Source organism: Pseudomonas sp. P1.31, from assembly GCF_001269815.1.
In the GTDB taxonomy this organism is placed as follows: Bacteria; Pseudomonadota; Gammaproteobacteria; order Pseudomonadales; family Pseudomonadaceae; genus Aquipseudomonas; species Aquipseudomonas rustica.
Window position 1 is genome coordinate 28,996 of record NZ_LHVN01000020.1, and the last position, 11,964, is coordinate 40,959.

Sequence of the window (11,964 nt, forward strand, 5' to 3'; positions counted from 1 at the left end):
AAGTGCGTTATCTCTAAGACCGACTTCGCGAGCAAGCCCGCTCCCACACTTGAAATGCATTTCAAATGTGGGAGCACGAAGGGGCCAGTACCGTCAGCGAATCAATCAGTCATTTTTTATCAGCAACACCCGCGTCACCCGCCGCTCTTCAACCGCCACCACCGTCATCTGCCAGCCTTCGTATTCCAGACGATCGCCCACCATCGGCAAGCGATCCAGCAAACTCATTACCAGACCGGCCAGCGTTTGATAATCCTCGGTGGGCTCAGCGCCAAACCCGGTGCGCTGCCGCACCCGTGTCAGGTTCAGCGCACCGCTGACCATAAACCCGCCCTGCTCTTCAAACACGTCAGGGCCTTCAACTTCACTGGCGTCGGGTAATTCACCGGCAATCGATTCAAGGATGTCGGTCATGGTCAAGATACCGACAAAATCACCGAATTCATTGACCACAAACGCGATGTGGGTCGACGCGGCACGCATTTGCTCCAATGCGTTGAGAATCGAATAGCTCTCGAGCAGATTGATCGACTTGCGCGCCAGGTGCTCCAGATTCGGCTCCTCACCGGCCAGATACTCTTTGAGCAATTCTTTCTTGTGCACGAAGCCCAGCGGCTCATCCACCGCGCCATCGCGAATCAACGGCAATCGCGAGTAGGACGAATGCATCAATCGTGTACGAATCGCTTCGGCGTCGTCGGCCAGGTCGATGTAGTCGACATCGGCGCGCACAGTCATCAGGGCACGAATCGGACGTTCAGCCAATTGCAGAACGCCGCTGATCATCACGCGCTCGCGGCGGTCGAACAGTTCCGTACTCGGCGCTTCGCCGTTGTCGAGCAGGTCGGAAATCTCCTCGCCCACTTCCTCCACTGCCAGTTTGCGTCCGCCCAGCAGACGCATGACCGCGTGGGCCGTGCGCTCACGCATCGGACGCAAACCCTGCATCGAGCGTTTGCGACGGGCACGGGCAATCTGGTTGAACACTTCAATCAGAATCGAGAAGCCGATGGCTGCGTACAGATAGCCTTTCGGGATGTGGAAACCCAGGCCTTCGGCGGTCAGGGCGAAACCGATCATCATCAAGAAGCCCAGACACAACATGATCACCGTCGGGTGCGCATTGACGAAACGTGTCAGCGGCTTGCTCGCAACAATCATCAGGCCGATGGAGATGATCACCGCGATCATCATCACCGCCAGTTCATCGACCATGCCGACAGCGGTAATCACCGCGTCCAGCGAGAACACGGCGTCGAGCACCACGATCTGCGCGACGATCGGCCAGAACAGCGCATACGCGGTGTTAGAGATGCGCTCGCCGACATGACCTTCCAGCCGTTCGTGCAACTCCATGGTTGCCTTGAACAACAGGAACACACCACCAAACAACATGATCAGGTCGCGACCGGAGAAACTCTTGTCGAATACCTCGAACAGCGGCTGCGTCAGGGTCACCAGCCAGGAAATACTCGCCAACAGGCCCAGGCGCATGATCAACGCCAGCGACAGGCCGATGATTCGCGCGCGGTCACGCTGATGCGGCGGCAGTTTATCCGCCAGAATCGCGATGAACACCAGGTTGTCGATGCCGAGCACCAGTTCCAGCACGATCAAAGTCAACAAGCCTAACCAGGCCGTGGGATCCGCTAACCATTCCATAAAATATCTCGATCTCTCTTCAGTAAATTCAGGCTGCCGGACACGGCGAAGTGCAACGCGATAGCTCTGAAGCTGCGTTGTCTACGATAGTCGGGTGTCGGAAAACCGGATGCTGCGAGTGCGTCAAGACCGCGCCGTGGCGCATGGGAAACGGATAACTGGGAGGCTCCGAGAGGGTGTTCATGCAAATCCTGAAAGGAAAAAGGCCTTGAAGCGTACAGGCAGAAGCGGGCCTTTCCCCAGTCGCAAATTATTTCAAAATCTGTAAAGCACAGCTTTGATGGGCTGCCGAAGCCTCTCCGGCAGCCGATGGAGTCCAATGATAAACCTAGTGTCCGGCCAGCCGCTGCAGCTGTTCCAAAGTGTGTGTCTCCAGGGCAATGCCGTACTTGAGCGACTTCTCACGTTGCAAATGCCGACGATCACCCGGCAGACGCTTGAGCCCGACGCCGTGCATTTGCCGCACCAGTTCATGGCTGCGCTCGGCAAAACTCTGGCCCGACGCCTTGGAGGGATCAATCACGATCAGCAACTGACCGGTCCATGGCGTTTTCGCGCCGGGATGATTCTTCCAGTCGAACTCGAACGAGAAGTTTCCACCGGTGAGTGCCGCCGCGAGCAACTCGACCATCATCGACAGCGCCGAGCCCTTGTGCCCGCCAAACGGCAACAGCGCGCCACCTTCCAGAATGGCTTTGGGATCTTGCGTCGGCTGACCAAGGCTATCGACGCCCATTCCCGGCGGCAGGCGCTCACCGTTGCGCGCGGCAATCTGCACGTCGCCGTGCGCAATGGCACTGGTGGCCAGATCGAAGACGATCGGCGCGGCCCCGGCCTGCGGCGCAGCGAACGCAATCGGATTGGTACCGAACAATGGTCGATCGGCGCCGTGCGGCACCACGCACGTCATGCTGTTAACCACGCTCAGGGCGACCAGGCCCTCCTCGGCGAACGGCTCAACGTCCGGCCACAGTGCCGCGAAGTGATGGGAATTGCGGATCGCCAGCGCCGCGATCCCGGCGCTGCGTGCTTTCTCAATCAGTAGCGGACGGGCCGCCGCCAACGCTGGCTGGGCAAACCCGTTACCGGCATCAACCCGCACAAATCCGGCAGCGACATCCTCCACCAGCGGCACAGCCTGCCCGTTGACCCAGCCACTTTGCAGGGTCGACACATAACCGGGGATACGGAACACGCCGTGACTGTGCGCCCCGTCACGCTCGGCGCCGGCACAGTTAGCGGCCAGTGATCGAGCGACCTGCGCAGAGGTGCCGTGGCGCAAAAAAATCGTTTCAAGCAGTTGCGTCAGTTCTTCGAGCGACAGCGTGGATAAAACAGCAGCAGACACATGATCGGATGGCGCAGACATCTGAAGCTCCAGATTAATTATTGGAGGGAACAACAGCGTACGAATTCGCGAATCGATTAATCACGCCTGCAAGGCAGCGTGTCAACCCTTGCCGAGGGCAACGGCGTCACAGACTGGCACATTATCAAGCTGTGTGTGCGGTAACTATGTACCGCACGCATCCCTCTTTCGCCCCATAACCTAGCGACTCTATCTTCCGGCGCTACCGATGCGCCCTGTCGAGACTCGCGCATGTCCGCACCTTTTTCCCCGTTGTTGTTTCCAGAAACCTTGAAGTCTCCCGGCCTCTGGGCTGAGTTGGGCCGAACCCACGGTTTGTCGAGCAAGGATTTCGACTGGCTGGCCCATATTGAACTGGCTACTCAGGCGTTGCGCAGTGAACAAGTGCCGCCGATGCTGGCCCAGCGCATCTTACTCAACACTGACGAATCCCCCGCCGAACCCTTGGTGGGCAGTTTTATTCTTGGCGCCACACCGAACGACCGCGGCGAGATTCTCTACACCCCTTACGAAGGCATCAAAAAACACTACAGTCGCGTCGATCTCGTCGAGCAATTGGAAAAACGCCTGAATTCCTCCGGCGACGCCGAACGGTTGTTGGCTTTTTTACCGATATCCCGGCGCAAACGCCTACTGGATTCAGCGGCCATCCGGGTCACCTTCGAAACCATTTCTGGCGATGTATTCGATGATCAGCAGGCCTTGATTCGACAGGCGCAACGCGTGAACGCTGAAGCCATGCTTGTCGAGTTGCAACAGTTACCCTCACTCAACGCATTGCTTGAACAGGTCATGGATGGATTGCTTGGAAACGCTTTTCCCGGCCTGCAACATCGCCTTACACGTGTGAGTTTTTATCTCAATCCCGACAACGATCAAACCCGACACTGGCTGGACTCCATGAGCCTGAACGACGCCGTGTTGATGTATTACCGCAATCAATGCTGGCCGGCCGGCCAGTTGCACGAATTTTCCAACCCGGCCATGACGCCGCGATCCGGGGATGAAGCGCTCTGGGAGAACGCCGTACTCAGCGCTTCAAGAAAATTGGCCGCGTTGTTGTTTGCGCAACTCGAAGCTTACTGGCAGGCCCCTTGCGCCGACGGCTCTACCCGTCGCGACTTTTTCGCTCAAGCGCTGGATGATCAGGCACGGGCCGAACTGCTGCTCAAACGCGAAACCAATATTATCGGTGCCGCGCAATTCGTCACGCTGCACCAAATGATCGAGCCGCTGCCTTCCGCCTCTCGGCTGCCGACCATCGAAACGGTGCGGATGTGGGAATACCAGGCCAATTACGTGGAGCTGGCGGGCTCGTTGATGATCAGCCACGACCACGCTTATCTCTACACCCCTACACAGGGCTTGCAGGTGCTCAAGGACTACCTCGATCTCAAGGAGACCTTGCTGAGGAAATTCAGGAGCGTCGGACACGAAGATGAACTGTACGGCCTGTTGAATCTGGAGGAACGCAACCGTTTCATCGGCTACGACCGCCCGCAAGTGACAGGGGAAATCGTTTCCGGCGAGATCTTCAAAGTGCTGTTCGAGTTGATCATCACCAAACAACGGCAGAACATTGATTACGCCTTGCAGGTGTTTCGCCACAGCGATGGTGCCGTTGACATACATGCGCTGGCCGACAAGGCGCTGGACATTCGCACGATGCTCCACGAGCAGTTACTGAACTTCGACGCCGACGAGCGCTGGAGTACCCGCCCGGCATTGTTCGGGCGCGAACAGCCTTCGTGGGTATTAGCCGACAAAACCAGACTGGCAATCAAGTCATTCGCCGACGTCAAAGCGCCCATCGTTGTCGAGTTCGCGGCGCAACCCCTCACGCCAGCAACGTCGCAGCGCAATTACCTTGAGCAAATGAAACCGAGGCTGGCCCATGCCCTGTTCGTAGGTATTTGTGGCGAAGCGCGCATGCGGGTGATTTACGGCACGCTCCAGAAAGCACAGAGGGCGATAGTCGATACCGTTTTTGATGCCGACCAGCCGACACGCAGCAACCGTCGTCCACTGAATGGCTTTCGCCCCGATGCATGGTCGCTGACAGTGAATTGCTCCGGAGAGACAAAACCACTGCCCCTCGATCAATGTGTGTTGCTGACGGAACGCGGCGGTCTCGATACAGAACACTCCGGACGCGTGATCTTGTGGACACCTGCCTGGGGACTGGAAGCGTTTGACGACATCCTCCGCGCCCGACAAGCGCTGAACTTCCGGCTTCTCGACAGCGTTCAACGGCTTCCTCTGTTGGAAAACCTTCGTCCGTCACAACAACTGCTCCACCGCCGGTATTCGTTAGGCTCGTTGCAACTGATCGAGGGCAATGTGCTGGAGACCTGCATGCAATCGGCCATTGATCACTATCTGGCTCGTTGCGAACAATTACGTGTACGCCTGAAGGATTCCGCTCGACTGACAAAGGCTCTGTCTTTGCTCAGCAAAGCACCGCTGGAAACCAACTTGCAACGCGCCGCGGATGTTGCCCAAGCCATCAGGCAGCAGCAATTGCTGCCGGCCTGGCTAGGCATGGCGCCGCTTGCCGAGCAACAGCTGCACTTCGAGTTATTGGAGCAGTGGCGCAATAGCGTGACGGACGACAAGGATTATCTGCACGGCATTCCTTCTCTGTCGAACTACGTAGAGGCAACGCTGAAAACTTTGCTCGACGCGCAATTCTCCGGCAGCCACCTTGAGCCGCAACGAATAGAAATCAAGCCCAGTCTGGCGCTCGCCGGACCTGCGCAAAGCCTGCCCGAGTTCGCGCTCAATCACATCAATATCGCCCAGGGCACCGGCTTCAGCGTGGCCTCGAAAACCAGTCGAGCCCTACCGCCAGGACTCGATCAATCCGTCGTCAAAAAAATGCTGGCGTCGCTGAAGATTCCGAGCGCCTACGCAAAAACCGTTACTGATGCCCTCGCGCAAGACGTTCGCAAACAGCGTTTTCTCCGCCAGCTACCTTGGCAATTGTTGCAACACGCGCATGCTCTGAAGCTGCAGCAACGCTTGTCTGACAAAGCTTTCAACCTGGTAACGCAAGTTCTGGACATGCCGGACGGCAAGGCCCGCGCAACCGTAGAAGGCGCACACGCAACTATTTCCCCGTTGTCGCTGATCAAGACGCCACGAGCTATACCCGTTGAAATACCAGGCATGTATGTCATCGGCGCAAACGATAGTCTGCGAGTGCTCTATGCACCCTATGACGAGGAGGTGTTTCGAGAGTTTGCAACAGACAGCGACCTGATCGCCGCGCTGAATACACCGGGTAGCCTGCAAAATCAGCTTATTCGACGCGCACCCGAAAACCAGCAAGCGTCCCTGCACGGACTGCTGCACTCGAGCATTGGCGAAGTCAGTGAAATGACATTGGCGATGAGTCCGCTCACCGGCAATATTCTGCACCATCTCTACGACGACAACACTTCGCTGCTGCCCCACCTGCTCGCGAGCCAATTGAAAAGTACCGCGCAGTCTGATTGGGAAGCTGCAAAAAAACTCTTCAGTGGGGGTATCAAACTGATTTCCACCATCCTCCCGGGCAAGCTCGCCTACCTCTCCTTTCTGTGGCGAAGCTACAAGGACTTCAAGGAATCGGCAGAGGATTTACAGGATCACCATTGGAATCGCGCGCTACACGCATTTATTGCAGGCGCACTGCAAATGGTCAGCATGGGACGCTTGTCGATCGAGGCGTCTGCAGAATCGACGGGCGTGCCCGAGGAATCAGTGCCGGCGGCACCGCACCTTGATCGGATTAAACCCACCGCACCATCGCGCACCGAACTGCACCCTTTTGAAAGCAACGCAGTTGCCCTGAAAGACCTCAGCCACCAACTCGACACCGGTACTTACTTCAACACCACGGACAAGCGCACCTACGCGGCTGTCGCGGGTAAGGTTTATCGCGTCGAAAAACCCGGCCCGGTTTGGCAGTTGCTGAATGAGCAGACCCACGGGCCATCGCTCATAAAAATCGGCACTCAGCTGATTCTCGACCCTGACCGGCACACCGTCCATTACGGCAAGGCGATGTCCAAGATGTACAACCGCTTCGCCGCCGACCGCGAACGCCGGCTGGTACTGAACATCGAGGCACTCGGCATGGAGGCCATCCGCAGCAAACACCCGGACAAAGCGCGGATGCTGGTGCAGGCCATCGATATGGCCCGCTATTACGCATTCAACAGTTTGCATAATCTGGCACAACTGCGCAGTGCACCGGTCGGCACCCGACTCGATCGCTTCCTCAAGCAGTTCTTTGATGTGAGTCAGATCGACGACACGCTGATCAACAAAATAAAACAGGCGATCGTCCCGGTGTGCACGGCGCTGGTAGATCCGAGTGAGGACTTGATGAACACCGACCGATTCGTCATTGGTTCGAACAAATACCCCGGCGCCAACCTGATTGCCTTCGTCCTGGATGAGGATGAGCAACGCAAGGTGCACTTCACCGAAAAATTCTTCTCCCAGCAACTGGACTGGTACAAATCTTCTCTGACCGAACCCTTTAATGTCGACGGGCATGCCCAGGCGTCCGTGCTGATTCATGAATTCGCCCATCAAATCTGCAACGCCGTAGACATTGCCTCGCTGGAAGCCCGCCGGCCCTTCAGCGATTTGATCGAGACCCTTACCGGCCAAGGCATCGCGATGAAAAACACTCAGCAGACGTTCCAGCGTGAAGCGCTGTCGTTGGCCACTCCGCGACAAGAGCTGTTTTCGCGCTGGAGCAATAAGCAACAAGCCTGGATTGGCTTCGATCAACTGCCTGACATGACCCACGTCAGCCGACAGATACTCGACGCCACGCTGAGCCCCACGCTGAACGACGCACGCAATGCCTTCCTCGATCAACAAACGCCACATCCGCGCATTGAGACTATTTTGCGCAATGCCGACTCGATTGCTTTTTTGATCGGCGAGATGGGCCGGCAACTGGATCCGGTGCCAGCAACTTCGCCGTAATCAGGCAAAAAAATGCGCAGGCCAGGCCTGCGCATGATTGAGACAAAGAACTGTGACGTCAGTCTTTCTGATCCCGCAAGACATTGCCCGAAGCACCGTCGATGCGGAACTCGTACACAACGCCGTCGGCTTTACGCCCTTCGCCTTTCCAGTAACCGTTGTTGTCGGCTTCGATTTCGTAAACCTCTACGTAACCGGCTTTGGTTTTGACGATTTCGATGGCTTTCTCAATGGTGATCCAGCCTGCACCGGGCTTGTCTGCCAGCGCGGCGCCAGCGCTGAGCAAGCTGGCGGTGGCAATCAGGGCGGCAAAAGTTCTTTTGATCATTTTTTCACTCCATTTGTGGATAGTGCGCGAGGGTGTCCTGTTTTTTTGGGCGCCCAAGGGAAAAATAAGTTCCACTTTGATGGGTAATTGCCATGACGGATGTTCTCGGCAACTGATCGTCAAGGTTAGAATGTGCGAAATCAGGACGAGTCAATGACCCAAGACACTCTCTCGGAAGCCGAATACGATGCGATCACCGATGCCGCCGCGCATTGGTGCATGCGTGTGCACGCGGCTGATTGCACGGACGAAGAGCGACGCGCGTTCGAACAATGGCTCGATGCTCACCCGCTGCATGCGTTCGAATATGAAGCGATGCTGGAAATCTGGGACGTTGCCGAACATCTGCCGCGCCCCGAAGTTGACGTTGTCGTGCCGATCAGCCGCGCGCCGTCACGCTCGTGGCGACACTACGCGGTAGCCGCTGGTGTTTGCGCCGTCGCATTACCGCTGGCTGCAGTCGCTGGCTGGAACCTTGGCTGGTTGCCCAACAGCTATCAGCATTTCGCCGCCACCGACAACGTACGTCAGGTCACGCTGGGTGATGGCAGCCAGCTCGAACTGAATCTGAACACCGAGCTGACCTTCAGTAATTACAAGGACGAGCGCCGCGTCACCCTGGAAAAAGGTGAAGCGTTCTTCACCGTCAGCCATGACCTGAGCCACCCGTTTGTCGTGCGTGCAGGGGAAGGCAGGATTCGTGTAACGGGCACACGATTCAACGTCTGGATGTATGAAGACCAGGTGCGGGTCAACCTGATTGAAGGTTCAGTGCTGGTGACCAGCAACACCGCACTGTCGGGTGATGGTTTGCGTCTCGGGCCGTCGATGCAGGCTCGCTACAAGCATGGTGATTACATGCCGCAGATCAGCCAGACCTACCCCAACGACAGCGCTTTGGCCTGGCGTAGCGGCAAACTGGTGCTCGACAATCTGTCGCTCAACGACGCACTGCCGCTGATCAATCGCTATCTGGACAAACCTTTGATGCTCAACGATAACGCGACCGGTGCGATTCGCGTGGGGGGCATTTACAACATCAAAGAGATGCACAATCTGCCAAGCACCCTGCCTAAAGTGCTGCCGGTCTATCTGTCGCGCAACAAGGATGGCGACCCGGTGATCAACGCGCTGCCACAACAACCGCCAAAAAGCTGAAGGCCGCGCCCCTTGCGGGATGCGGCCTCCATTTTTAACGTGGGCAAATAGCCGTTTTTACTGCGCTGCCACTTTTCCAGTCTTATCCAGTGCTTCGCGGATTGTCTGTACCTGATACTGCGGATCCGCCTGAATCTGCTGTTCGGTAAACGGCAGGACGCTCCACTGTTTCTTCGAGAACGCTTCAGTCTGATCCCGCGAATACTTCGATGCCGGATCACTGGACAACGAGAACGCCAACAGTCCTTGCGCGTGCGGGCCCTTTTCATCGAACGTGACCACTTGCAGGTAGCTGGTGCCGCTGACCACTTCCAGTTTGCCGTCCTCACGCGGTACGCTCTGAATCGCGTTATAGATCCCCAAAGTACCCGGCCCGCCATGAATCGGCGTCTGTTGCCCGCCACTGCTGACCACCTGAATATCACCCCAGCGAGCGTCAGACTTGAGGCCCATTTTTGCGCTCAAGGCGACCGACGCCAACATGGCCTCGCGAAGCGCTTTGGCCACCGCTGGCTGCTCAATAGCCAGACCACGTGGCGTGTTTTGCGCATCCTTTGGATCGAACGCCACCCGCCAGATATCCGGAGATTCTTGCAAGGCTTGGATGATATTCTGGAAGTGCACCAGGCCCAGACCCGAATCCAGATTGGCCCGGCCGTCCCACGCTTTCAGGCTGGCACACAGCGGTTTCAGCGCAGCAGCGTCAGTACCTGTTTCATTGGCGCAGAATTTCAGCAGATCCGGCACAACCTGACCCGCCAGATACACCTGGTCGTCCATAACCATGTGCTGGAGATCCTTCACCGCCAGGGTAGCGTTTTTGTTCAGGCTGGCGAGACGATTCAGGGCGAAGCGCGAGCGCAGCCCCAACGGTTGACCCTCCTGACTGATCAGCGGCGAGAACCCGGTCAAGGGTTGCGCCGGATTCGCCAGCCAGGCGGAATCATTGGAATGCTGTACGAAATCCTTGCGCAGTAATTGCGGCAACTGGCTGGAGGCAAAAATACCTTTCTGCGCGGCTGCCGGATCGATGTCCCAAGCGCAAGCGCTGTTCGAGCCGTCCAGAATGATCATCTGCAAACCGATGCGCGGATCGCTGCATTTGGCCAGTTTGTCGGCACTGACGTTGGGCACCACCGACAGGTTCATGTATAGCGTCTGTCCCTTGTCATCCACGGCCAGGGTGTTGACCCAGGGAATGCCTTGAATTTTGTGCACCGAATCCTGCAAATCCTTGAGGCTGGCAGCCTGATTCATTGCGTACCACTGTTTGAGTACGCGATCGTTCTCAAGGTTGGCGTCGCGCAAACTGTACGCGTATTGATTATCCCAATCGAGCTTGCCCGGCCACTGCACCACCGGGCCGAACTGCGAGCTGTAAATGTCTCGCGATACCGCCACGACCTGGCCGTCCGCCTGCTTGACCTGCACCGTTACGGTCTGCTTGCTCATTGGCAGTGATTTGCCATCAAGCATGTAGTGCGTCGGATCTTTTGGATCGAGTTGCAGGCGGTAGAGCGTGAAGTGTTTCGAAGAGTCAACCGTGTGCGTCCACGCCAAGTGCTGGTTGAAACCGATGTTGATCATTGGCAGGCCCGGCAGCGCAGCTCCCATAACGTCGAGCTTGCCGGGAATGGTCAGGTGCATCTGATAAAAGCGCATGCCGCCGACCCAAGGAAAATGGGGGTTGGCCAGCAACATGCCGCGACCATTAAATGAACGTTCGCTGCCAACGGCCACCGCGTTACTGCCGCGATCCAAGGCGAAACGTTGCTGGCGCACGTCGGCCATTTGATAAGCGTGATGATCGTGCTCGATCCGGGCAGCGGCCTGTGGCGGTGTCGCACCCGCCAGTGCTTCGGCGAATTGACCAACGCCACCTTCAACCAGCAGACGCCGCGTCAACTTGACCAAATCTTCAGCGGCAATGTCGCGCACCCATTCGCCTTGGCATTGCTGCGGCAGGCCTTGCTGGCGACGTTCGGCAAGATATTTGTTGTAGCCGGCGGCATAACCTTCGACCAGATCCTGCACTTGGGAAGTCTGTGCCTGCCAAAAACCATTGACCGCTTCAGGCGTGTTCAGCCAATTGAAAAACACATCGCTGACGCGATTCTCGCGCTCTTCCACGGTGAACTGATCCGGGCCGAAATAGCGTGAGCGCTGACCGTTGACCGTGACGATCTCGTTGGCCAGCAGACAGAGGTTGTCTTGCGCGTAGGCGTAGCCGATGCCAAAACCCAAACCGCGTTCGTTGTCAGCGCGAATGTGCGGCACGCCAAAAGCGGTACGCCGAATATCGGCGCTGGCCTCAGTGGCGGGACTGAGTGCATGGGCGGAAAAACTTAGCCCGAAAGCCATACCGGCAAGGGTCAGTCCAATTAACTGCCTGGAAATAATCACGCTCGCTCCTGATCGAAATGCCGAAGAGCGCAGGCGTGCCTGGCCTGAAAGGACGGGC

The 11,964-nt window shown here is 57.3% G+C and carries 6 protein-coding genes; 2 read left to right on the forward strand and 4 right to left on the reverse strand.

Translation table 11 applies throughout. The annotated features are described in order from the left end of the window. Nucleotides 1-105: 105 nt before the first annotated feature. Together AD669_RS13470 and AD669_RS13475 are read right to left on the reverse strand one after the other, a co-directional pair. Entirely contained in the window at nucleotides 106-1,662 is a 1,557-nt protein-coding gene (locus AD669_RS13470; RefSeq protein ID WP_053120530.1) for a TerC family protein, read from the reverse strand. A 328-nt stretch (nucleotides 1,663-1,990) separates the two neighbouring features. Beyond that, entirely contained in the window at nucleotides 1,991-3,031 is a 1,041-nt protein-coding gene (locus AD669_RS13475) for an Ldh family oxidoreductase (RefSeq protein WP_053120531.1), read from the reverse strand. 231 nt (nucleotides 3,032-3,262) lie between these two features. On the opposite strand from AD669_RS13475, the gene AD669_RS13480 reads away from it, so the two are divergent. After that, a complete protein-coding gene (locus AD669_RS13480; protein WP_053120532.1) occupies nucleotides 3,263-8,017 on the forward strand; it encodes a dermonecrotic toxin domain-containing protein in 4,755 nt (1,584 codons plus the stop codon). A gap of 58 nt (nucleotides 8,018-8,075) precedes the next feature. Here the strand turns inward: AD669_RS13480 and AD669_RS13485 are convergent, their stop codons facing one another. Then, on the reverse strand, nucleotides 8,076-8,345 hold the full coding sequence (locus tag AD669_RS13485) for a PepSY domain-containing protein (RefSeq protein WP_053120534.1): 270 nt from the start codon (nucleotides 8,343-8,345) through the stop codon (nucleotides 8,076-8,078). 153 nt (nucleotides 8,346-8,498) lie between these two features. Here AD669_RS13485 and AD669_RS13490 point away from each other — a divergent pair, with 153 nt between their 5' ends. Further along, entirely contained in the window at nucleotides 8,499-9,503 is a 1,005-nt protein-coding gene (locus tag AD669_RS13490; RefSeq protein ID WP_053120536.1) for a FecR family protein, read from the forward strand. 57 nt (nucleotides 9,504-9,560) lie between these two features. Here AD669_RS13490 and AD669_RS13495 read toward each other — a convergent pair whose 3' ends face one another. Beyond that, complete coding sequence (locus AD669_RS13495) at nucleotides 9,561-11,906, reverse strand: acylase (protein ID WP_053120538.1); 2,346 nt, start codon at nucleotides 11,904-11,906, stop codon at nucleotides 9,561-9,563. Between the last annotated feature and the right edge of the window lie 58 nt (nucleotides 11,907-11,964).

What these genes read in the sequence shown, in the direction of transcription:
- AD669_RS13480 (WP_053120532.1), top strand. Translation starts at nt 3,263, where the DNA reads ATGTCCGCACCTTTTTCCCCGTTGTTGTTTCCAGAAACCTTGAAGTCT.
- AD669_RS13490 (WP_053120536.1), top strand. Translation starts at nt 8,499, where the DNA reads ATGACCCAAGACACTCTCTCGGAAGCCGAATACGATGCGATCACCGAT.
- AD669_RS13485 (WP_053120534.1), bottom strand. Translation starts at nt 8,345, where the DNA reads ATGATCAAAAGAACTTTTGCCGCCCTGATTGCCACCGCCAGCTTGCTC.
- AD669_RS13475 (WP_053120531.1), bottom strand. Translation starts at nt 3,031, where the DNA reads ATGTCTGCGCCATCCGATCATGTGTCTGCTGCTGTTTTATCCACGCTG.
- AD669_RS13470 (WP_053120530.1), bottom strand. Translation starts at nt 1,662, where the DNA reads ATGGAATGGTTAGCGGATCCCACGGCCTGGTTAGGCTTGTTGACTTTG.